The organism is Telluria sp. RB2R28 (assembly GCF_059685835.1).
Genome location: NZ_JCASIK010000005.1, coordinates 459,866 through 482,289, shown reverse-complemented (window position 1 = coordinate 482,289; position 22,424 = coordinate 459,866). Strand labels below are relative to the sequence as shown.

General features: G+C 56.0%; 17 protein-coding genes and 2 pseudogenes. 7 read left to right on the top strand and 12 right to left on the bottom strand.

The genetic code is table 11. The features are described from left to right. Positions 1–737: 737 nt before the first annotated feature. From AC56LV_RS20340 to AC56LV_RS20330, 3 genes are all read left to right on the top strand, one after another. The gene (locus tag AC56LV_RS20340) at positions 738–1,466 is read left to right on the top strand and encodes a 2'-5' RNA ligase family protein (RefSeq protein WP_499560212.1); all 729 of its coding nucleotides are present in this window, start codon (positions 738–740) and stop codon (positions 1,464–1,466) included. Between the two features lie 290 nt (positions 1,467–1,756). Further along, complete coding sequence (locus AC56LV_RS20335; RefSeq protein WP_499560211.1) at positions 1,757–3,835, top strand: hybrid sensor histidine kinase/response regulator; 2,079 nt, start codon at positions 1,757–1,759, stop codon at positions 3,833–3,835. Positions 3,836–4,853: 1,018 nt separating this feature from the next. Next, positions 4,854–7,328, top strand: coding sequence for a bifunctional diguanylate cyclase/phosphodiesterase (locus AC56LV_RS20330; RefSeq protein WP_499560210.1), 2,475 nt, complete (start codon positions 4,854–4,856; stop codon positions 7,326–7,328). 889 nt (positions 7,329–8,217) lie between these two features. On the opposite strand, the gene AC56LV_RS20325 is transcribed toward AC56LV_RS20330, so the two are convergent. From AC56LV_RS20325 to AC56LV_RS20270, 12 genes and pseudogenes are all read right to left on the bottom strand, one after another. Further along, on the bottom strand, positions 8,218–8,748 hold the full coding sequence (locus AC56LV_RS20325) for a hypothetical protein (RefSeq protein ID WP_499560209.1): 531 nt from the start codon (positions 8,746–8,748) through the stop codon (positions 8,218–8,220). Between the two features lie 1,168 nt (positions 8,749–9,916). Further along, positions 9,917–10,348, bottom strand: coding sequence for a hypothetical protein (locus tag AC56LV_RS20320; protein WP_499560208.1), 432 nt, complete (start codon positions 10,346–10,348; stop codon positions 9,917–9,919). Positions 10,349–10,776: 428 nt separating this feature from the next. Continuing rightward, entirely contained in the window at positions 10,777–11,004 is a 228-nt protein-coding gene (locus tag AC56LV_RS20315; protein WP_499560207.1) for a hypothetical protein, read from the bottom strand. A gap of 270 nt (positions 11,005–11,274) precedes the next feature. Then, a pseudogene (locus AC56LV_RS20310) lies at positions 11,275–11,705 on the bottom strand (IS66 family transposase). Next, positions 11,677–12,041 (bottom strand): annotated as a pseudogene (locus AC56LV_RS20305) (IS66 family transposase). The pseudogenes AC56LV_RS20310 and AC56LV_RS20305 overlap by 29 nt, the downstream one beginning before the upstream one ends. A gap of 511 nt (positions 12,042–12,552) precedes the next feature. After that, positions 12,553–12,729 carry a hypothetical protein gene (locus AC56LV_RS20300; RefSeq protein ID WP_499560206.1) on the bottom strand — a complete coding sequence of 59 codons (177 nt, stop codon included), beginning with the start codon at positions 12,727–12,729 and terminating at the stop codon, positions 12,553–12,555. Between the two features lie 168 nt (positions 12,730–12,897). Next, positions 12,898–13,041 (bottom strand): IS66 family insertion sequence element accessory protein TnpB, encoded by a 144-nt coding sequence (tnpB, locus tag AC56LV_RS20295; protein ID WP_499560205.1) that lies wholly within the window; start codon positions 13,039–13,041, stop codon positions 12,898–12,900. 208 nt (positions 13,042–13,249) lie between these two features. Next, positions 13,250–13,423: an IS66 family insertion sequence element accessory protein TnpA gene (tnpA, locus tag AC56LV_RS20290; RefSeq protein WP_499560204.1), complete on the bottom strand. Its 174-nt coding sequence runs from the start codon at positions 13,421–13,423 to the stop codon at positions 13,250–13,252. Between the two features lie 855 nt (positions 13,424–14,278). Next, entirely contained in the window at positions 14,279–14,653 is a 375-nt protein-coding gene (locus tag AC56LV_RS20285; RefSeq protein ID WP_499560203.1) for an integrase core domain-containing protein, read from the bottom strand. A gap of 183 nt (positions 14,654–14,836) precedes the next feature. After that, the gene (locus AC56LV_RS20280; protein ID WP_499560202.1) at positions 14,837–15,358 is read right to left on the bottom strand and encodes a transposase family protein; all 522 of its coding nucleotides are present in this window, start codon (positions 15,356–15,358) and stop codon (positions 14,837–14,839) included. Continuing rightward, positions 15,355–15,720, bottom strand: coding sequence for a transposase (locus AC56LV_RS20275; protein ID WP_499560201.1), 366 nt, complete (start codon positions 15,718–15,720; stop codon positions 15,355–15,357). Before AC56LV_RS20275 ends, AC56LV_RS20280 begins: the two co-directional genes overlap by 4 nt. Positions 15,721–16,493: 773 nt before the next feature. Next, positions 16,494–16,706: a hypothetical protein gene (locus AC56LV_RS20270; protein ID WP_499560200.1), complete on the bottom strand. Its 213-nt coding sequence runs from the start codon at positions 16,704–16,706 to the stop codon at positions 16,494–16,496. Positions 16,707–19,278: 2,572 nt separating this feature from the next. Here AC56LV_RS20270 and AC56LV_RS20265 point away from each other — a divergent pair. The 4 genes from AC56LV_RS20265 to AC56LV_RS20250 all read left to right on the top strand — a co-directional run bounded on the left by AC56LV_RS20265 (position 19,279) and on the right by AC56LV_RS20250 (position 22,005). Continuing rightward, positions 19,279–19,764, top strand: coding sequence for a hypothetical protein (locus AC56LV_RS20265; protein WP_499560199.1), 486 nt, complete (start codon positions 19,279–19,281; stop codon positions 19,762–19,764). Between the two features lie 66 nt (positions 19,765–19,830). Then, positions 19,831–20,307 (top strand): hypothetical protein, encoded by a 477-nt coding sequence (locus AC56LV_RS20260; RefSeq protein WP_499560198.1) that lies wholly within the window; start codon positions 19,831–19,833, stop codon positions 20,305–20,307. A 178-nt stretch (positions 20,308–20,485) separates the two neighbouring features. Next, positions 20,486–20,869, top strand: a complete 384-nt coding sequence (locus AC56LV_RS20255) for a hypothetical protein (RefSeq protein WP_499560197.1) — start codon at positions 20,486–20,488, stop codon at positions 20,867–20,869. Between the two features lie 35 nt (positions 20,870–20,904). Further along, positions 20,905–22,005 (top strand): hypothetical protein, encoded by a 1,101-nt coding sequence (locus AC56LV_RS20250; protein WP_499560196.1) that lies wholly within the window; start codon positions 20,905–20,907, stop codon positions 22,003–22,005. The last annotated feature ends 419 nt before the right edge of the window (positions 22,006–22,424 follow it).

Below are 22,424 nucleotides of genomic sequence, written 5' to 3'. Positions count from 1 at the left end.
GGTGTGTAGTTTGGGACAATAATTTTCTGTCCAACTGGGGACGATCCAGATGGCCAGCGATTCGCTTGGGAAGTAAAGGCAATACAGCCAAACATCAAGAATATCGTAATAAGCGGACTTGGACGCTTTGAGCACCTATCTTCATACGTCGATGCGTTCATTGCAAAGCCCTTCTCAGTTGTAGATATTTTAGGTGTAATCGGGGCAGTGAGAGCTGAAAGTCAGGAGGATTTTGACTACAAGACGCCTCAGTCAAAAAAATAAACCAAGCCATCCGATTCAATATGATGATAATTTTCGATAACAAACCTCCGAAGTATATGACTTCGGTAGAGCTTGAAGACGCGGTCCGACGAAGCCGTGACCATACCAAGAAGTTAGTTGTGGAAGCACGGAAACGTAGAGCTGAGTTGTCTACCTCTCCTCTTGCTAGCGAAGTCGAAAAACCGAAACATAGTTAAAGCAATTGATATTTGATCGGCAGTAGTCAGCTGCTTGATCATAAGCATAGCTTAGACTGGTGGCAGACGCGCGTCCTTATGTCCGATAGACTTGGATTCGCATGGCACCTCCACATTAGCAGGAATGCTCCGCTCCACAGTCCGCTAAGGGTCGGTAGCAGCGTGTCGTGGCAGTCAGTGTTTTTCAACGCAGGCAACCTGCTAAGCTGACGTAAACGGCCAAGTTCGGCCAAAAGCAGCCCTCCCTATCCTAATGGCAACAACCACAATAATGACATGAGCTACGCCGCTGCCAACACCCAATTGCAGGTCCACTATGCCACCATGTGGGATAGTGCCTTTGGCGCGGTCGCCCGGGGAGACATAGACTGCGACACTCGTCTTGCGGCCGGCCCTGACCGGCGCCGAGGCCTGACTTTGATAGCGCGTCCTGGTCCAGCGCTACAAGCGCGCTTTGAATTTCTCCTGGATCGTCTCGCCCTCTGTGAACCACAACAATATCGTTACCCAGTCACCGATATGCATGTGACGATTTTGCCCCTGTTCACTGCTGTCGAGAATCCTGTGTCGGAATTGGCACAGCTGAACGGCTACATCGAATCGATGCGCGCCGCGCTTGACGGTATCGAAGCTTTCGACATCAAATTCCACGGTATTACAGTGTCACGTAGTGCTGTGCTTGCCCAAGGATTCCCGTGCGGTCCTGCGCTGGAAACATTGCGCGAACGTCTTCGAACACAGTTACGTGATGCAGGTCTGGACGCCTCGCTCGATCAGCGATATCGCTTGATCACAGCGCATTCGACGTTATTTCGCTTTGTCGCGCCATTGCATCGTCCTCAGCACTTTGCTGCCCAACTTAGAAGCCTTCGGGATGAGCCGCTCGGTTGCATGCGTGTGAACGAAGTTGAGCTGGTTGTTAACGACTGGTACATGTCGAGCAGTTCGTTAGATAGTATTGCGAAGGTACCTTTACGGACGCCCATCTCAAACGTCGGTCAATGAGTCGTTGAAGTTCCGCATGGGTCGGCAACTGTCTGTCGCTACAGTCGGTGACTTTCCAGTCCGGCAACCTGCTAAGCTGACGTGAACGGCCGGGTTCGGCCAAAACCGGACGGTCGCGCTCTGGATCGCGGTCGGCTTATTGCGACCGGTGACAGTCGGCCAAGAGCAGCCATGGTGGTGAGCCACCGCCGCATGGACAAGGCAGAGCTTTGCGCCCTGACATACTGCTCTAGGTCTAATCGTTCGATTTGACGTAAATGACAGCGGTGGTTTCATAATTCAAATATGTTATGGTTGATGCAACTAGACCCTTCTTACAGCTCAACTCAACAGTAACAGTACTTGACGTGAACAAAAACTTGTCAGTAAAACAAGCATTTCCGCTCGGTGGCACAAGTGCAAAAAGCATTTCTAACCAGGACTGGTCGGCTCATCCGTTAGGCGTTATTAATGAGTGGCCACTCGTACTTCGCGGAAATTTAAGTACAGCGTTATGCTCCAACTTCGCATCATTCGTGGCTTGGGGACCTAAGTTCTATACTTTCTATAATGACGAGTACGCGAGAATCTTAGGCAAAAAGACTTCTCTTGGGCAAGGTCTTCCTCTGACCGAACTATGGCCTGAGATTTCAGACGTTGTGCATTCACTCGCCCGAGAGGCTTTCGCAGGTGCAACTCAATACTTCGAAGACAGACCTTTCGTACTTGACCGTCATGGCTACGCCGAGCGCGCTTACTTTACATTCTGTTTTAGTCCTGTACACGACGAAGCCGGTCTCATTGGCGGCATTTTGGGAACCCTCGTAGAGACGACCGAAAAAGTATCTGCGCTTTCACGGATTCAGGAAAGCGATGAACGCTACCGCCTAGCTTTGGAGGCTTCAGGAAATATTGGTACATGGGTTGTTGATCCCGAAACAAACGTGACCTCTATGGACGAGCGCTTTGCTACGCTTTTCGAAGTCGATCTCCAGGTCGCACACAATGGGACTGACATCGACGTCTTTACTAACCGGATTCACCCTGAAGATCGTGCATTGGTAGAAGCAGCTGTCGCAGAAGCCATCAGGACAGGAGAACGCTACGACATCGACTATCGGATCAAACATCAGTCGGGAAAGGTGGTGTGGGTTACCGCGAAGGGGAGAATGTTCTCTGACGCGAGAACCGGTAAGCAGCGGTTTGCAGGTGTAGCTGTTGAAATAACCGAGCGGAAGCAGATGGAAGAAGCTTTGCTGGAGAATGACCGCCGTAAGGATGAGTTCCTGGCGATGTTGGCACACGAACTACGCAATCCCTTAGCTCCGATTATGGCTGCTGCGGAGGTGCTTCGGGTTGCCAAGTTCGACGAAGCGCGTGTCAAGCAGACGAGCGAGATTATTTCGCGTCAGGGCAGGCATATGACGAGCCTAATCGATGACCTGCTCGACGTCTCGCGTGTAACGCGTGGCCTCATCAGGCTGGATACGATTGACCTTGATGCAAAACGTATCGTTTCGGAGGCCGTTGAACAAGTACGCCCACTGATCGAAATACGTCGCCATCACATTACCGTTCACACGTCACCTGAGTCGGCCCATGTTCGAGGTGATAGCAAGCGCCTCGTGCAGGTGGTCGCAAACTTGCTGAACAATGCTGCGAAGTACACTCCTGACGGTGGCGCAATCAATCTAAAACTAGCAGTGCGTAGCGAAAGTGTTCTCATTACAGTAGAAGACAATGGCATTGGCATGGCGTCTGATTATTTGAGCAAAGTGTTTGACATGTTCAGTCAGGCCCAAAGGACAACGGATCGCTCGCAGGGTGGCTTGGGAATCGGACTATCACTGGCGAAACGCTTAGTCGAAAAACACGGTGGTTCGGTGAAGGCGGAGAGCGCCGGCTTGGGCCAAGGAAGTAGATTCACGGTTTCCCTGCCACGAATTTCCGTTTCAACTGCGGAAACAGAAATACAGCCAGATCGTCTGGACGGCGTCCAGCATAGCGGCCTGCGAATCATGGTAGTAGACGACAATGCTGATGCCGCAACCATGCTTGCAATGTTCCTTGAAGCGCAAAGACATCAAGTGATTGTCGAGCATGACTCTCGAAGAGCGCTAGAGTTGGCCCGCGAAAAACGCTTGGACGCTTTCCTGCTGGATATTGGGTTGCCGGATATTAATGGCAACGAACTTGCGAGGCGGTTGCGTGCGCAGCCCGAATCAGCCTCTGCGCTATTGATCGCAGTGACCGGCTACGGACAGGAGCAGGACAAGCAAAGTACCGCTGCTGCCGGATTTGACCATCATCTTGTTAAGCCAGTCGACGTGACGCAGTTGGCCTTGCTTCTTGCCAACCAAGGACAAAAAAACGTCACGAACCGAGACTGACTGTGTTGCGGCCGTTGTGTAACACCATATAAAGCTCGACTTAAATGGGAACACGCTACCGGGAGTAACACGGGTATAACAGCTCGTATTTCAATCAGCGCCTGCTCGCATTTAACGCCATTCCCCGCTTACAGTGGTCAGGGTTGTTCGCCGTAAAGACGCTCCTGCGAGCGTCCGGTTTGGGTCGACAGCTGCCTATCTATCAAGACACTCAGTTGCTTTTCCAACCCACCAACCCGCTATTCTGACGCGATCTGCCCGATTGGGCTACACGTGGCCACTGCTTCGATATTGAACTGCACTGAACTTTAATTACTATTCACACCACTTATTCTTTATTCAGGCATGATGATCGAAACGTGACTCGCGCGTTTGGGCGAAGGCCTGATAGTCAGAAATTTAATGGAACTGTACCAGCGCGATTTTCTGAGATCGACGTGACGGATCTCGATGAGCAAGTCGAATATTGTTATTACGATCTGAACTAATTCCGGACTAAATTGACCGGTCTGCATTGTGAATGTCAATTGCGTTCATGCCCCCGAAACGTACGGACCGGAAGCTGACTCTACAGTGGCGCCGGCCGTAGTAAAAAGCCTCATCGACGCGACCAACGCGCAGGCATATCGGGTTACACTGTTCGCTCTTCGTGTAAGATAATTGTGTTTTATCTGGGCATGTCTGCTTGGTGCTGGCCCTGATAAAGAGCATTAGGAGCGGAACTGCGGCGCTGTTGTTGAGCTATTGCGATCACGTGCCTGTCGACGTGCAGGCGACTTTTTCATTCCTAACGATGCGTCGAACGTGAATGAACACCCGGCCCGGAATTTCCATTGTCATGCGCCGCTCAAGGCTTATTTTTCTTTGGCCTCTGCTTTCGTTATGCATTGTTGTATTAGGTTGGACATCAGTCCTCGACACCCTTGAGCGCGAACGGCGTGCACGGGACGAGGACGCGCTTCGGGATGCTGCTGCCATTGCAAGTGGTTACGCTGGGCATCTGGCCCGGACTTTCCACATGATCGATCAAATCCTACAGCACGTCCGCTTCGAATGGGCGCTCAGTGGACGTCAATTGCGGTTGGAAGGCCCCACTTCGCCCGGACTGTTTCCCTCAACGCCCGTATTCAATGTCGGCATCGTCGGAGTAGACGGGAAACTGATCACTAACACGCTTCCTGTCTCCTCGGAAGATGTATCCGACCGGGGGTATTACCTGTTCCAGAAAGCGCAAGTGACGGATACTCTATACGTAGGCGCGGCGGCAAGAGGCCGATCGACTGGCCGTAGTGTTGTCCATTTTTCCCGGCGCTTTACCAACAACGATGAAACCTTCGGCGGGGTGGTGCGCGCGGCGGTCGCTCCAGCATACCTGACTGCCAGCTATGACCGGGTTGCGCTCGGCGCCAATGGCTTGTTGTCGATCGTCGGCAGCGACGGTGCCATACGAGCCAGCCGTATCGGCGACACCGTATATGAGTCCTATACGAATCCATTCAGCGTCGCTGCACTGGCTGCGCCAGCATTACGCACCAGCCTGTTGGCCAGGCCTGGGGGCAGCATGCTCATCGATGGCCCCGCGTGGTTCCACGACCGGCGCAATCGTTACCTTGGCTGGCAGCAGGTCCCGGGATATCCGGTCATTGCCATTGCCGCGATCGACCAGCAGGAGGCGTTCACTGCCTTCGCGAAGGTCAGGGCGAATACTCTCGAGCGGACAGCCATCAGCAGCGCGGTCCTAGCCTTTTTCACTCTGATCGCCATGGCACTTTCCCTGCGCCTCGGTTGGCGCAACTACCAGATGGAACTCGCCCGCGAAGCATACCGGCTAGCAACGGAAGCAGGCACCGAGGGCTTCTTTATTTGCCGCGCCGTACGTGACAAAACCGCGGTCATCGTTGACTTGGAAGTCGTCGATTGTAACCAGACCGGGGCCGAGCTGTACGGAAGGGAGCGCCTGACTATGATCGGCGCCCGGCTGTCGAAGCTTCATCAGGCGGGCTCCCGCGACTGGAGCGCCCGGCTACTTCACCGCTTTGTCATAGCGGTGGAACGCGGTGTCTTCGAGGACGATATTGAAGTGCCGTTGAAGGACGGGCAGGATAAGTGGTACCGACTGAAAGCAGTGCATTCAAAGGGCTTGTTGTCAGTCACCGTCTGGGAGATCACGGAGAGCAAGCAGCATATGTTTGAACTTGAGCGCCGCAGTAATGAGGATCCCCTGACCGGACTGCCCAACCGCCACTGGCTGACTGCCAGTCTGCCAGTGGCTCTGCAGCGCGCCTTAGACAGCCAATGCATGATGGCGCTGCTGTTTATTGACCTTGACGGCTTCAAAAACGTTAACGATACCGCCGGCCACCATCGCGGGGACGAACTACTGCACAATGTCGCGAATCGCCTGAAGCTGGCGGTGCGGCCGGCAGACAATGTAGTACGCGTTGGTGGAGACGAGTTCATCGTGATCATCGAACAGGTGCAGGACCGTGTCGCGGTAGCCTATATCGCGGAGCGCGTCTTGCGTGCGTTCCAAGAACGATTCCACATCGGCGGGGTGAACTACTCCGTGGGTGCATCGATCGGCATCAGCGTGTTCCCTGAGGACGGCACGGACATGCCGGAACTCCTCACGCATGCCGATGCCGCCATGTATGCCGTCAAGACTAGCGGCAAGATGAATTACCGTTTCTTCGATCGGGAATACCATGAATCCCTCCAAGCGAAAATCGACCGTGATGCAGAGTTGCGGCATGCGCTCGAGGCTGACCAACTAATCCTGTACTACCAGCCGCGGGTTAAGGTAGCCACAGGTGAGACGTGCAGCCTAGAGGCGTTGGTCAGGTGGGCACACCCAACTAAGGGGATTCTCGAACCGATCGATTTTATTCCCCTTGCAGAGGAAACGGGACTGATTGTTCAGCTCGGCGAAATCGTTATCGACAAGGTCTGCGCGCAGATCGCATGCTGGTCGCGGCTGGGTAATGGCGTCGTTCCGGTTTCCATCAACGTCTCTCCCCGGCAGCTCAATGAATCCGATGTGACTCAAGTTTTGCTTGAGGCGCTCCTGCGTCACGGCGTTGCCCCTGAACTTGTCGAGATCGAACTGACGGAATCGTCAATGACCGCCGATAACGCCCACGTCTCGAAGTCTCTAGAAAACATGCAGGGGTTGGGAATTGCCCTTGCGGTTGACGATTTCGGCACAGGCTACTCATCGCTGTCGCAACTGCAGCGCCTCGATTTTGACGTGCTCAAGGTAGACAAGGCATTTACTGCCGAACTGGAAAAGAACGAAGAGGGGAGCGTGTTCTTTATGGCTATCATCACCATGGCTCACGCCCTGGACATGCGGGTCGTGGCGGAGGGCGTGGAAACGGCTGGACAGGCTCGGCGACTGAAGCAGCTCGATTGCGACGAGTTGCAGGGCTATTTTATTTCAATGCCGCTGCCTGCTACGGAAATGCAGCCGATTCTGGCACGTTGCGTGTTTTAGGATGCCGGGCTCGACACGGAAATTTCTCAGGATTCCTTGTGCACGAGGAAAGTAGCCACGTGAGAATCTGCCTGCTGGCGAATTTTATTTCGACGTCTGGTGTCGAAAAATCGGAATTGGTCATCCCGTTCCTGCAGCGATCGGCAACGCAGAAAGCACGGTAGTTCCCGCGCCACGTCCAGACTGCGGGTGGCAAAAGCTAGTGTTTCGCATAATTTGGCGTCGCTGAGTAGTCGTCCGCGCCCCATTTCATGCCTATGAGGTCGTCTAGAGACCAAGGCGTTAGCTCGGAGCAGGCTCTGACTGAGAACACAACTGGTTACGATCACCGGATATTGGGGTCGAGGTTTAGTTGCTTCGAAGATCCGTACCTGGCAAACAAAGCAACTCCGATGTAAGAGTCTGGACTGCACGATAAGTTTATCCTTGCTTCTCCTATGTTGCATAATTGCACAGGTGAGAATGTCAAACTCGAAGCGTTTTGGCGAAGCAACACAATATGTCTGCTTCGGGGCGGCTCTGGTCCTTCGTGACAGTCCGTGAATTTCCCAGCCTGGCAAGCTTCTATGCTACCCAACAGACGGGATTCGGCCAAAAGCGGGCCTTCGTTAATCCAGTTCTATATCGGTCGTTTAGGTGGCACTCGGCCGTGACACGGCCGAGTCTGTTACAGGCCGCCGATGGATTAAGGTTGCATCTGTTCCAGTCGCTCAACTAACTTGCGCAGTGCCGGCATTTTCGTACTTTCCGTTTCCTTGAGACTCATTGCTTCATGCAGAAGCAGGTGATCCTGATCAGTGATCGCCGTTAAGGCCCTCCACAACCAAATGACATTGACACGCTGTTGCAGCGACCTCGGCGGCGGCTCGCCGCCAGAGCGCCCCTCGTTTTAGATTTCGCGCATAGGCAACCCTACGCCCCAAATATTTTCTGCAGCAACCTTAGGGAAAAGGTCTGACGGCATTTCGTCCTGACTGTCGAAGCTCATCACGCTTGGCGAGGCCGCGCCCTGAACTTCAAGACGAAGCATCAATGCGTGCTGCCACAAAAAGTCAACACGCATTGGGCAGGACTTCGGAATTGTTGCAAATTCGGCGTTCGCCTGCGCGATCAACTTCTTATCAGAAGCACGAAGATGTCCCAAACGCCAAACGGCATGGTCAATGATCCAGACCATCTCAGATTCCGCATGGTAGCGCAAAAAACCGATTTTCTCAAACACTGGCATCAACGCTCCAATCTCTTGCATGGGGATACCGACAGCCCGAGTAACGTCGTCCAACTTTAACTGAAAGAAACCGATGCTATTCGCCTTGTACGTCAGAAAATCTGCGACGAGCATAGCGGCAGGGCCAGCGATCCTCAGATCGTCAGCGCAGTGATGGAAATAGATCGGGATGGGCGAATGGGTCTTAATCATATAGTTTGCTATATTCGGAAGGATTATGAGGATCGAACACCGATCTCTCCTCTAGTAAAGCGCCAACTGCCCCCCATGTTCGACGAATTCAAGGCAGCTTGTTAAGAACTGGCTGCAATCAGTACCTATAAATTTTTGCTGACGAAAGACAGCATTGGAACGTAGTAGGTAACTCTTGGAGACAAGCCGGTAAGGATGGCCGGTATCCGCAAAGGGGAATGGCCATCGGAGACGTCGATGCACACGCTGCTCCGCGGATATGTAGAAGTAAAGACGTGAGCCCCTCCGCTTACGGGGCGCTGCAGCTGCCATTCGACACCGTTCGACGTGACAAACGGAAATGACCAGCGCGGGGCTGTATGGGCCCATGTCTGTGTCGTCGCCAGCGGTGCAATCGTGACCAGTCACGAACACGAGCGTCACCGGGAGCATTTATCTGCTATTACAATGCAGTGTAGCGAGGCACGTTACACAATGGGACGTCATGCGCAGAAACGCTAACGCCGCCGATGCGGATCAAGCAATGCCTACGGCTGGAGCGGGCAGTACTATGGCGCAGTTACTGGCTTTTGCATTGACGCTGGGCTGTCAGCCGTGCTGATGGCGATGGAACTACTGTTCGAATCGGGCGTGCTGGGCGAAAAGTACGTCGAGAACATGCTAACGCGTCTGAACGCGAGTCTGCCCAGGCCACGGTGGTGACCAGCTTGCAATCGAACTGGGCACTGTTAGCTAACACCGGTCACTATGGCAGCCTAAACGCTACCGAGGACGACCGGATGGAAAACAGTAGTATGCAACATCAGCCTAAGCATGGCGCTACGCTTGCACTATATAAGTTGCAATAGGACCGATCAACAGAGCTAGGCAAGGGCGCTGTCTGGGCGTCGAAACCCTGATCCAGCACCTGCTACAAGCCGAGCACTTATGCGACAGCAGCTCATTACGTCACGAACACGCGCTTGAAGTTCAACTTTTGCTACCTTTAGTGGATGCGTCTGCTGGCGGAAATAATGGGCTTAAAACTTGTGTCCAAAATCAGAAATTGTGGACACAAGTGTAACAGAACCTGCCCATTACGAATGGGCTTTGCTATATAGACGCCTCTGGGAAGTCTCTCATGCAGGTGAAAGCGGGGGCACCACCTACAGTACTTTCATCGACTACGCTAGCCGAGCGTAAGTGATTGATGCGCCCGCGGATGTAGCTCAGCCAATTCTGGATACTTCTTAAGCAAACGATTAGGCCAAGAGAGCATCAAATATCCTTCCCGAACCAAATTCATTTCTGGTCGAGCCAGGCAAAACCGCAGGCCGTGGGCCTCCAGTTGATCTTTGATGTAGGTTCCGCGGGAAAAGTCGTAGTCTTCACCAGTGTCAAGCTTGTCGCAAATTTCCTGGAGGGTATCTTCGACAGTTTGTCCAGCCTCCTCGATACACAAACTTAAAATTGCGCGGCGCAGACGATTCGATTCCAATGCGGACGGCGAATCACCAGGCGAGTGAAAATGGTTAACAGTGGGTCCGACCACCTTAGGCTGGCCCGACAATTTACCACCTTGGACGACGGTAAATCTAGGAGTTTTGACATTATTGCTCATGATTTTTCTGACCATTTCTGAATAAGTTGAATAAAACGGTTCAAAAGGCCAGCAGAACGTCGACCCTTACCGGCTCAAAAATAATCAGACTTGGCTGTGAACTTACTCCCTGGGGGAATTCATTCAGCTCGTCATTGGCTTCAGCGAAGCCATAGAACAAAATTTAATTTTGCTAAAATACATCAATTTCTAGTTAAAAACAAGGCGAGGTGCGCCAAACCGTCGCTAGCAGCTGCACTTCGGAGTTGAAAGCAACCATTCATGTCTGCCGATTGAGGTACTGCAATCATCTCTCGAGACAGACCTCACCTCCGCATTCGCTCGATAGTTACCCGGGTTTATCAACCCTCGTGAGTATGCACGCCGAATTTAAAAGTAAGGGTTCTTTATACGCCCGACCAAGCGAGCGGCATCGAGTTGCGAGAATGTTAGGTAGGCACCAGCGACCAAATTCGGCTGAAGCCGAAGCGTTTGAGTAACGTAATTCCTCTACGCGAACCGAGAGTCACCATTGTCGTCATGAATGCCTCCCAGAAATGCAGTGAGTTCTGATATTGGTTTTCCCGTTCGACTTGAGACTTCCACGAGTCACCACCAGCGTTCAGTAACCGGTTCGCGGCGCGGCGAAGGTCGCGAAGCGCGAGTAGCACTTTCATAAATTTATCCAAGAAAAACTCAACCTATAAACATCCATGTCGTCAATGGCTAAGTCGAGAGCGCAGCGCGTTAGAGATATGCCGGGCTTGAATATGGTTGCTGTGTCGAGCTTTGCCTCCTTCAAGAAATTATGGACCAGAGCAATGCCGTTCATGTCCAAGCGTCCAGCCACCCCATCTTCACGGCCGGATCAAGCTGGCATAGAGTCCGCAAATAGCAGCAGCGAATTGATCTTGCTGTTCGGGCAGGTCGGCAGTTTGTCGAGCGAGTCAGCGAGCCGGATCAAGTCCATTGAACTTGGCCGTGGCAAACATGCTCTGGATGGCTGCGGCGCGATAGCCAGCACGCTCCGAACCGGCAAACAGCCGGTTCGTCTTGCCGATGGCAATCGAACGGATAGCGTTCTCGACCGGATTGTTGTCGATCGGGAGGATGCCGGAGCTAGCGTAGCGTTCCAGGGCCCGCCAGCGCTTGAGGCATGCTCGATGGCCTTCCCATGCTGCCGCCGTCGGCGACGCTGCGCTGCGCGGCCAGCAGCCAGCAGCCAGGCGTGCATAGCGGCCAGCGCCAGCTCGGTGTGCTCCTGGCGTTTAGCCAAACGCCCATCTGGCTGCATGCCCGCAGCGTCCTGCTCGATGGCATACAACTGCGCGATGCGGCGCAGCGCATCGTCAGCAACAGGGCTGCCGGCTGACAGCATGCAGGTCGAAGAATTTGCGCCGGATATGCGCCAGACACGCCAGCTCAGTCGGCCCGTTGGCAAATAGGGCTTTGTAGCCGGCGTAGTCGTCCACCATCGGGTGGCCGCGCCAGTCCTGCAGGAAGTCGCGGGCTTGCTTGCCGGCCGGCTTTCCTGATAATCGAAGACGACGATGGGTGGGCCGTTCTCCCAAGTGCCGGAGCGGTAGCCAACGGATAGACTTGGCGGGTCTTGCCGCTGCCAGGGTCGAGCTGGCGTAGCGGCGTTGTCGGCGTGCAGACATGCACGCTGGCGTAGCAGCTCGCCCAGTCGGTCGGCCAGCGGCTGCAGGGCCACCCCGATGCGAAAATCGATCCACTGCGCAAGCGTCGAGCGCGCCAGCGGCACGCCCTAGCGCGCGGCGATCTGCTCGATCCGGTACAGCGGCAGGTGATCCAGATACTTGCTGACGGGGGCCCAGGCCAGCAGGCGGGGGCGACCAGGCCGCCGTCGATCACGGCTGGCGGCACTGGCGCCGCTGTCACGCTCTCGCAGGCGCGGCAGGCATACTTCGGGCGGATATTACGATGCACGAAGAAGCGCGCCGGTTCCACGTCCACCTGTTCGCTGAAGTTTTCGCCGATCTTGACCAGATTCGCGCCGCACTGGCTGCACGCGCACGATGCGGGCTCGTGGCGGTGCTCGATGCGGGCAACTCGGACGGCAACGCCTGGCAGCCAGCGCGCTTGCGCGCTGGCTTGCTGCTGGCCTGATTTTCAAGCTCGCCCTCGATGGCGGCCAGGTCCATGTCGACCGCTTCCTCGAACAGCGAGCACTGTTCTCCGGTGAGCACTTCGCTGGCCTTGCCTTAACGGATGCGCTTGAGATAGGCCAGCTCGTGCTTCAGGGCCGTGATCTTTAAATTCTTTTCTGCCAGCTGCGCCTGCTGTTGCTCCAGCTTCGTCTGCTGCTCGACCAATACAAGCACCTTCGGCAGCATGGCGGAATCGATATCGGTGCGGGCAAGTTCGTCGAGCAGGTTCATAGCGATGAAGTGTAGCGAGCTGCGCCAACGTTTACAAGCAAAACAGAATACGTCTCGTCCCTACAGCCGCTACTGCGCCGGCACCTGGGCCGATAGACGCTGCCAGTCCACGCCCATGACCAGCGATTGCCACTGTTCTGCGCTCAGCTGCCAGCACTTGTCGCCTGGCTACGGCCAGACGAACTGGCCGCGCGGCAGTCGGCGCAGGCACATCACTACATCGGTGCCGTCCCAGCTCACCACCTTCAGGGGCTTGCGGCGCCGGTTGCTGAACACATAGGCCGCGCCGTAGCATGGGACGCGCCCCAGCACCTGCTAAACATGCAGGGACAGGCCATCGACACCGGTGCACATGCCGACCGGATCGAGCGCCAGCCATACCCACTCGGGTAGCAGTTTCACCGCCGCTCCTGCAGCAACCTGGCCAGCCAGGCTGCATCGACGTCAGCGTCCATGCGTATGCTCCAGCCGGAAGGGCTACGCAGTTCCAGAGGACTTGCTGCTGCCGGGACGGTGACGCTCACCGGCAAGAGCTGCACGCCGCCTGAGGCACGCTTGACGCGGCGGACCCATACATCAGGCGCTCCAGACCGATATCGTGCTCACGGGCATAGGCCTCAGCCGTGAGACCGCTGCTGCGCCAGTGCGCCACGCGCTCATGCCAGGTCGATGCGGGAATTCGGTGACGGGTCATGGGATCCTCGAAATAGAAAACCTCGAGTCTGGCGATAACCGGCGCTATTTCATAGGTGGGTGGGCCGCACGCTTACCTACCAGGGCCGCTGACGCGGCAGGCAAGCGTAAGTCACGAATCTGGCGGAGCTCCATCTAGCCATACCCAGAATCATCCGCGGTTGCGTGGCACTTCCCCCCCTGATACGGCGAGACAGCTTGCAAGGGAATAGCATCGGCGGATCGATAGCACCGGGCAAAGCTCCGTATCCTCCAGTGCATGCCTGAAAATCCTTGCTAACACTCCGCTTCCGACTTCCCTATCGCCATCCGCAGCACCAACTGGCCACCGACACCCGGCACGTTGGTTAACCGGCGACGACGGCTCGGAACAAAGCGCGAACGCCGCCGCGCGGCGTTTGGCGCGAAGCGCGGGAGCCATCCTAAAAATCGACCTTGATTCAGGGCATCCACCCTATCCCACTCCCCGACGCCCGTATGCTATCCAAGCCAGTGCTCGAACGACCGCGACACTGCCAAGCAAAAAGCGACGTTTATCGAAGATGTTTCTTAGGGTTTCTGAAGAAACCTAAGAAACCTGAATGGCTCTGGCTTTTGCTACGCGCAATCTGGCTTTTGCTACACGGCATCTGGCCTTTGCTACACGCCGGATCGGCTGCAATACAGCGATCTCTGGCTTTTGCTACACGCGCGTCGTTTCAGGACCAGAGAAACGCACCAAGCACGGCCAATCTCGTGGCCAGTGCGATTCAATGTCTGCGGCACTCTGCAAGACAGCAGGCGCAACCATGTCTGAAGGTATCCCAAGTTTGACGCCTGCGGTGGTTGTCAAGCGACTTGTCGCCTCAATTAGTCGTCATGCCACTCTTCTGAGCAGCTCGTTTTCATCCACCTCGGCTGCATTGCTGCTCGCCTGATCCGGGTTCAGATAGACGATGGAAACGGGGTCCCAGTTACGCGTGTCGCCGCTCCAGCGCTCCGAGTGCACAGCCCTTACTGCATGGTATACCGCGTCCCGTTTGCGGAGCAACGCCGCGTCCATGCCTACGTGGCGCTGTGCCGGGGTCCCGAAACAGATCGCGCTGTGGCGGTGCTCGTGGTTATACCAATAAACAAAGCGACCGGCCCACTGCCTCGCCGCCAACAGGCTGTCGATGGCCCTTCGTGGATAGACGGGCCAATATTTCAATGTCTTGAACAGCGACTCCGAAAAGGGGTTGTCATTGCTCACGGACGGATGGGCAGACGAACTAGGGCATCACGCCCAGCGCCTGCAGGGTGGCCAGCATGGTCGCACCCTTCATCGGGCTGCCATTATCCGAATACAGTACGACCTGGTCCGGGGCGATGTTCTCCCGCTCGCAAATTCACGCACAACCTGGCCGGCAAGCTCACTGCTTTCCACATCGTATATCTACCAGCCCACGATTTTGCGGCTGAAGATATCCATGACGAGGTAGAGATAAAAATAGATGCCCTTCACCGGCGTAGGCAGATACGTGATGTCCCAGCTGTACAACTGACCAGGGCCGCTCGCCATCAGCGCCCGCGGCTTGTGACGCGCCTGAGCAGGACGTTCGGCATTGCGATGGGCGAGTTGATTCTCCGCTTTCAGCACCCGATAGAATGTCGACTCCGACGCCAGGTACACCCCTTGATCGACCAGGCGCGGCACGATCTGGCTGGGCGGCAGGCTCGCGAACTCATCGGAGTTGGCGACAGCGAGCAACTGACCGCGTTCAAGCGCGCTGAGCCGGTCTCGCGGCGCCTGCACGCGCGCTATCCGCCGATCGCCGTGCTGCGCGTCACGCTGCCAGCGCTGCAGCGTGCGTTCGCTGAACGAGATTGCCGCGCACGCCTCGTCCTGGCGCGCACCGGCGCCGACAACTTCGGCAACCAGGGCCATCACTGCGAGGCGCTCTGGCAGCGCGGTCATTTGACCTCGTCCTCCAAGAGCGCCCGGAACTTTTTGTGCAGGATCAGGAACGCTGCCGTCTCCGCCAGCGCCTTGTCCTTGCGCAGCACCTCCCGTTGCAGTCGATCGTTGTCTTCCTTGAGCGCGCGCAGAGCTTTCGAATTCTGCGGCCCCGCTTTCCTATCGGTGCAAAACGCCGCCTGCCACTCGGTCAAATGATGAGGGAAAACACCGTGCTCGCGGCACCACGCGTTCAATGTCCCGCCTGTCATCCAGTGGGCCTCGTGCAGCGCTACCAGCTGCTCCTGGCACTCCAATCCTGTGGACGCTTCTCTTTTGCCGCCGGAGTATTCGTCTCTGCCAATGCTTTCCTCACCATCCAATTTTTCAGCGTCTGGTAATTGACGTTGATGTCGTCCGCGACTGCCTGCACGCTCCTGCCGCCACGCGAGAATACCTTGACCAGCGCCTGTTCTACAAATGCCAGGAAGTACCTTGCTTTCATCTTGCGCCTCTATATTTGGGGAAATCTAGAGGCGACAACTAGTCTGACACGGGGGGCGGATGCCTGCGAACCGATTAGTGAGCAAGCCATCAGCAGGTGATGCCGAGCTGTCTCGGCGTCGAGATTTACCTACTTGGTCCTAAAATGATCAAGCTCAAAGCCAACCAGGACCGAGGCGGGGATGCAGTATCGCTCTTGAGGCAACAGCCTCGGCATCAGCTCAAGAAGCAATTTAGCGAGGACTCAAGGCGCAACATCTCGAAGAAGCGCAGTACGCCAAGATCACGCCTCATCAAATGCAACCCTGCACGCGGTTCAAACTCTGCTGAGCGCAACACAATTACGGCCAAGCCGGACCAAGGCGCCGGTAGGCGAAGCGGAGTCAAGCAGAAGTCGCGAGACCAAAGAAGGCGCGATATCGAGAGCGTAAAAGCGCCTGTTCGCTGGTGCCTCACATGCCATCTGTGAGCGCAGCTTCCACGAGGATCATCAACTGGCCTGCCCCGCCTATGCGCAGCGTTTAAGGCAGCATTACCGCCATCGGGTGGTCTAGAAAAGGAGGCATTCAGGGCTTCCGATCCTCACGATGCAACGCATTGCTTCTATGACGAAGTGCGTAAGCGCCAGTAACTAAGGAGCGGGGAATGCTGGTTAGGCTGGATCGCATAGCGCCATGATGCCTACGCTGCGGTCGAAGACGAAGGCTGGCGTGCGGTCGCGCGCAGTTGCAGGCTCCTTGCGCAGGGGCTTATAGCCCGGCCCAAAGGGCGTGTCGATGGATGACATTAAGAAAACGGTCGCACCGTGACGCATCTCACGCTGGAACGGCATCACCAGTTGAGCATGCGTGCACGTCGTCGACATGGCCATTCCGGTATGCATCAAGTTCCTCTTGAGAGCCCAAAGAATGCTGGACGGAGGACCACCGACAAAAAAGGGAGGTTACGCATTCTGGAGCGTGAGATTTTGGAGCAAAAGACAGTAGGCTAGGCTATCTGTCCGACGTTAGAGTAGAGTCATGCAGCACACCGACGCCGTCCGACGTTAGAACCTGCAAATGCGGAGTACGTCGGATAAGTGACGGACCCTACCACTCACTTGGTTAACACTCGGGCACTACAGCCAGCAGGTTTTGCCGCGCGCCACAAGATAGGCGCTGGCTCCGCTCCGCTAGTCACACGGGTTCCACGTCAATGCCGCCGATGATACTCGACACCGCTACGGCAGCCGCCATCGGCACGTCACGCCAGATGCTGTAACGGTCGCGTCGACGCCACCGACCAGGACGCCGCAGCCGGCAGATTTTGTCGTATGCCAAAAAGACCGGAGCAGGCTCCGGCATGGCTCCTCATACGGGTTCAGTGTCGATGCCGCCGATGATGCTCGCAACATCCACGGCAGCCGCCATCGGCATTTCACACCGGATGCCGTAGCGACGGAGTCAACGCCACCGACCAGAGCGCCGCGACCAGAGAATTTGGCGCGCGCCAAAAGATCGAAGCAGTCTCCGACAACACTACTCACGCGGGTTCAGTATCGATGCCGCCATTGATGCTCGACACCGCCACGGCATCCGCCATCGGCATTTCACACCGGATGCCGTAGCGACGGAGTCAACGCCACCGACCAGAACGCCACGGCCAGGCAATTTGGCGCGCGCCAAAAGATCGAAGCAGACTCCGACACCGCTACGCACGCGGGTTCAGTATCGACGCCGCCATTGATGCTCGACATCGCCACGGTATCCGCCAACGGCATTTCACACCGGATGCCGTAGCGACGGAGTTAACGCCACCGACCAGAACGCCACGACCAGAGAATTTGGCGCGCGCCAAAAGATCGAAGCCGACTCCGACAACACTACTCACGCGGGTTCAGTATCGACGCCGCCATTGATGCTCGACACCGCCACGGCATCCGCCATCGGCATTTCACACCGGATGCCGTAGCGACGAAGTCAACGCCACCGACCAGAACGCCGCGACCAGAGAATTTGGCGCGCGCCAAAAGATCGAAGCAGACTCCGACACCGCTACTCACGCGGGTTCAGTATCGATGCCGCCAATGATGCTCGACACCGCCACGGCATCCGCCAACAGCATTTCACACCGGATGCCGTAGCGACGGAGTCAACGCCACCGACCAGACCGCCACGGCCAGACAATTTGGCGCGCGCCAAAAGATCGAAGCAGACTCCGACACCGCTACTACGCGGGTTCAGTATCGACGCCGCCAATGATGCTCGACACCGCCACGGCATCCACCAACGGCATTTCACACCGGATGCCGTAGCGACGGAGTCAACGCCACCGACCAGAACGCCACAGTTGACAGATTTTGGCGCGCGCCAAAACATTCGCGCTGGTCCGCTTCAATGTTACCCATGACGCTCGGCGAAGCCTCGACGGCTTCACGCGATGCTGCATACTGGAATCTCCAGCCCATCAATCTGATAATGTCTATTATCAGATTGAAATTAATACGTAAATTCGGCCCCCTTTCAGTTCTATGCACGCTATTCTCGGCGGTCCGGACCAAGCCCTTGGCCTAATGCGACTCAGATGGCTGGAGTGATGCGCGGTGGCGGGTAGCAAGAACCCCGGGGATACGTCCGTTGGCGACTCGGCGCGAATGTCGAGCAACCTCAGATTGAGTCGCTGCGGTGGCCATCACTAAGTGCGTGCAAAAGCACTTCTCCAGCATCATCAACTCCGCCTACAGCCAACACGTAGCTAATCGCCAAGAGCGTAGCTCACTGAAGTACGGTGCCAGTAGGTTCCAGCTCCGCAAAAAACATCTCAAGGGGAGACACTAACGCAGTACCTTGGCCATCGAGCAGAGACCCACGACGACCACCCGGCCTAACGACCGCCGTTGATCCCGCATCCATCGCCACGAAGCTCCAATACACCCACTACGCAACCGACGCGCCGATCCTATCGGCGCCCTGGTTGGGCAGGGTTTCGGAGCGCCTCGCACACCACCGGTACCGGAAGCCCGGCATTGGGCACAGCAAAGAAACCTCTTTGCCTAAGGGTTGAGGAGTAGCTCAATCTTCAAGATAGCAAAGAAACTTCTTCGCTTAAGGGTTGTGGAAAAGCTCAATCTTCAATAGATCAATATATCTATTAATGCTTCGAAGGCCCTTAGAAGGCCCTTCACATGTTCAGACTATCCAAGCCTTTACGAACCTTCCGGCCGGGGACTACGGACCACCGTCGAGCTAGCTGGAGCAACTCGTCTCAGTGAGAGCTCGCAGAAAACAGCCTACGAGCAATTTCAGCCTTCTGCAAAAAAATGGGCCTATTGGGGACTAGATTTTCGAACGCATTTCTACGCCGCCTTTTTTGGCTATACGTAGAAGGCCGGCTGGTTGGCACGGAGCGTTAAGACCACCAACCCAGCCTACTTTCGATATACAAAACAAGGACCTTTTATGCGCTACACCAAACTGCCCTCAAACTTCTGGAACAGCAAGTCTGGGCGCGCTGTTCGCGCTTGCGGCGCCGAGGCGCTGCAGGTGTACTTGTACCTCCGCAGCTGCGAAATGGGGAATTACGTCGGCTTCTTCAGGCTGAATACCGGGTACGCCGCAGTGGACTTAGGCATTTCGGAAACCACCCTGATGGAGTACATCGCAAAGTTCAGCAAGGCTGGGCTGATGATGTATGACTCGGAGGCCGAGGTTCTCTGGGTCATCGACCAGGCCGAAGTACAAGTGGGAGAGTTGAAGGCAGGCGACAAGCAGATCATCGGCATCAACAAGAACATCGCTGCTATCGAACGTTCTGCGCTTCGCGACGCCTTCTTCCACCGCTATCACAAACAACTTAACCTCAGCAGCGCACTTGCACCTTTACAACCTGCCGGTGAAAAAGTGCAAGCATCGCCAGATGGGAATTCGGCGCCACGCGGAATCTAAGCGACAAAGAAATTCGGTTTATTCCGCATTGGACTTCCCCAACCTACAGGAATAATTAACTATCACATGCACAAACTGACTTACGACGGGCAACTCCTCAACCTTCACTTGGCCGCCTACCATGAGGCCGGCCACAAGATCATTTACAACCGCTTCGGTGGTGACGGCGACGCTACGGTCTGGGAGAACACTGGAGGCGTTTCCGGCGAACTCGCTTGGCGTGGGCAATTTCGACCACGCACCTGCCCGCAGGTAATGCATGACTGTGCAAAAAGGCACGGACTTCCCGCAGCCGCTCTCCCGAACAACTGGCGACTGCTATACGACATGGCCGGCATGGTAGCCGAAGAAATGCTGCTTGATAACGCTGACAATCCTGAGCTCATCGCTAAGACCATATCCCTTCGGATGTGGCACGGCGAAGCATCGAAATCGGACCTGCTGTCCATGGGAATCACGGATACCGAAGACTACTTTGAGCTGGACACCGAAGACGTGGCACAGACGCTGCGACTTCTTCTCGAAAACTGGCCCCTGGTTTAGCGAGAGGCTGACTAGCTTATTTTCGAAGCCATTGAGGGGCCACAGGCAAGGCAATGGCGCCTAACCAGCTCCACCGTCCTTCGGCAATAAGGATTCAGGCATAGGCCAGTTAAAGATTGCAGCTGCCGTTCCCACTATCCATTCAGCCTCGGGCCCAGTGGCATAAAAATCCCTCTCCATGGGCAGCACGTATTTCTCAAACTTGCCCGCTTTCCGGCAAGCGATTGGCGACACCATCGCCGCGCTCAACACGGGCATATGGCGGGATCGGGAGGGCGCGATTATCACGAGGATCCCAGCGAGGCAGGCGTTCGCCAGCGCCACCGTCAAGGATGCGCTGTCGGAGTGCGTAAGGGCGCTGAACGCACTCCGGATCACTTTCGACGAGGGATTGAGGAGCAACCGCATCCAGCCATGCCCGTGCGGCAAGGCCGACTGCCCGGTATTCATAATCGAGCGCGGCCACTGTCTCCGCCTGGAAACCGAGCGGAACCGCGCCGTGGACCATGCAAACGAGGCCCTTTCCGAACTCGGCGCAAGCACGGTTTTCCTAGGCCGCTAGCACCACCATGCAATGAAGACCAACGGTGAAACCAAATGCCAAAGATCGCCCTGAAATACATCGAAGACGCCTCCGACCGGACCATAGAGCTGAGGGAGGCCGAGATCGCACCACTCGGGTTTGACGACCTGGCCAGGATGGCAGACAAGCTCAACCAGCCGATCTCGTTTCCGCTCCGGCTAAGCGGCGTCCGCGTGAGCCAGAACGAATTCGAAGACCTTGACGGCCAAACGGTCAAAAGCGTGATCGCCCCCCTGGACAGCACGCTCGGATCGACGACCATTGGCCTCATCAACGGCGGCTGGCTTCCCTCAGGTTTCACTTCTGGAGACAGCCTGCTCTTGCCGGACCGCTGCACAGTAGCGGCCATCCGGAGCCGATTCCTAGGAGGAGTCCGCAAGGATGGCCCCCACGACGACTTCCTCGATTTCCTGGTCGACCAGCCGATAAGGATCAACCCGATGCTGTGTGCGATTGAGGGCGTGAACGGCCGCACGGCCCCTAGCGAATCCGAGTTGTCCGCTCTCTTCGACAAGGTTGCCAAGGGCATTCAGGAAGCGCTCCCCCGCGCAGTCATCTTCCCGGAAAAGTCCGCCGTGATGCAAGGCGCGCTGGGACTCATACGGGACGCTGTGGAAAGCTTCGCGCTGAAGAAAAAATTCCTCTTGAAAGCCGCCCTCTTACTCGCACCCTCGATAGGACGGGCAAAGCGGCCGGAGCTGTTCAGCCAACTGTTCGAACTGGCGCTGGAATGCGGCATCACCACTGCGTCGATGCTCATGGTGACGGTCCTGAGCGCGGCATCCGCGAACCAGAACCTGAACCCCGCCAAGAAGTTGCTCAAGCCAAAAAAGCAGTACACGAAGGGCGACGCCTACAATGCGCTATCCGACCTGAAGGCACTGGATTTGCTGATAGCCTCGTGCACCGACTTCCCCGATCTTCGTGTTGCGCTGCTGACGGATGACAAGGCGCTCGCCCTCCTCTGGTCCGGATTGCAGGCGCACAGTTTCAAGCGGAGCGGAAGCGCCATCCGCTACAGCATCAATGCGCACCGCGCCCTGTTCAGCGGGCTGGCCGACGACGAGCTGAAGAGCATGTGGGAAAGGGCTACTGACTCACGTCAGGCGCGATGATGTAATCGAAAAATACGAGAGAAATCAGTTGGTACCGGTTGCGCACGCTTTTTATTCTCTTGGCAGCACTGTAGCTAGCGCTTCAGAAGGGCGGATTCATCCGACCCTTGGCTGGACTTGCTCCATCCTTTGAACCGATAGAACGTCATTTGCCGAAGCATCTGCAGGCCTTTAACCGCGAGCCAAGGCGTCGATGATGTTGCCAAATGGCAGATCAGTGGCACATCGAACGGTTCAAAAATCAGTGGCAAATCAGTGGCAGTTTTCCTTTTTGGCCACGCATTTTGATTTCCGAAAAGAAAAATAATATACTAGTAAGTCTTTGATTTATAATGAGTTACCCACAACCCGGGGTACGGTAAGAGTAGCGAAAATCGCGTTCGGGACGTAGAGGCCGGAGGTTCGAATCCTCTCACCCC

What these genes read in the sequence shown, in the direction of transcription:
- AC56LV_RS20335 (WP_499560211.1), top strand. Translation starts at nt 1,757, where the DNA reads ATGGTTGATGCAACTAGACCCTTCTTACAGCTCAACTCAACAGTAACA.
- tnpA (WP_499560204.1), bottom strand. Translation starts at nt 13,423, where the DNA reads ATGACCCGTCACCGAATTCCCGCATCGACCTGGCATGAGCGCGTGGCG.
- AC56LV_RS20330 (WP_499560210.1), top strand. Translation starts at nt 4,854, where the DNA reads ATGATCGATCAAATCCTACAGCACGTCCGCTTCGAATGGGCGCTCAGT.
- AC56LV_RS20265 (WP_499560199.1), top strand. Translation starts at nt 19,279, where the DNA reads ATGCGCTACACCAAACTGCCCTCAAACTTCTGGAACAGCAAGTCTGGG.
- AC56LV_RS20255 (WP_499560197.1), top strand. Translation starts at nt 20,486, where the DNA reads ATGGGCAGCACGTATTTCTCAAACTTGCCCGCTTTCCGGCAAGCGATT.
- AC56LV_RS20300 (WP_499560206.1), bottom strand. Translation starts at nt 12,729, where the DNA reads ATGAACCTGCTCGACGAACTTGCCCGCACCGATATCGATTCCGCCATG.
- AC56LV_RS20320 (WP_499560208.1), bottom strand. Translation starts at nt 10,348, where the DNA reads ATGAGCAATAATGTCAAAACTCCTAGATTTACCGTCGTCCAAGGTGGT.
- AC56LV_RS20250 (WP_499560196.1), top strand. Translation starts at nt 20,905, where the DNA reads ATGCCAAAGATCGCCCTGAAATACATCGAAGACGCCTCCGACCGGACC.
- AC56LV_RS20315 (WP_499560207.1), bottom strand. Translation starts at nt 11,004, where the DNA reads ATGAAAGTGCTACTCGCGCTTCGCGACCTTCGCCGCGCCGCGAACCGG.
- AC56LV_RS20325 (WP_499560209.1), bottom strand. Translation starts at nt 8,748, where the DNA reads ATGATTAAGACCCATTCGCCCATCCCGATCTATTTCCATCACTGCGCT.
- AC56LV_RS20280 (WP_499560202.1), bottom strand. Translation starts at nt 15,358, where the DNA reads ATGACCGCGCTGCCAGAGCGCCTCGCAGTGATGGCCCTGGTTGCCGAA.
- AC56LV_RS20260 (WP_499560198.1), top strand. Translation starts at nt 19,831, where the DNA reads ATGCACAAACTGACTTACGACGGGCAACTCCTCAACCTTCACTTGGCC.
- AC56LV_RS20270 (WP_499560200.1), bottom strand. Translation starts at nt 16,706, where the DNA reads ATGTCGACGACGTGCACGCATGCTCAACTGGTGATGCCGTTCCAGCGT.
- AC56LV_RS20340 (WP_499560212.1), top strand. Translation starts at nt 738, where the DNA reads ATGAGCTACGCCGCTGCCAACACCCAATTGCAGGTCCACTATGCCACC.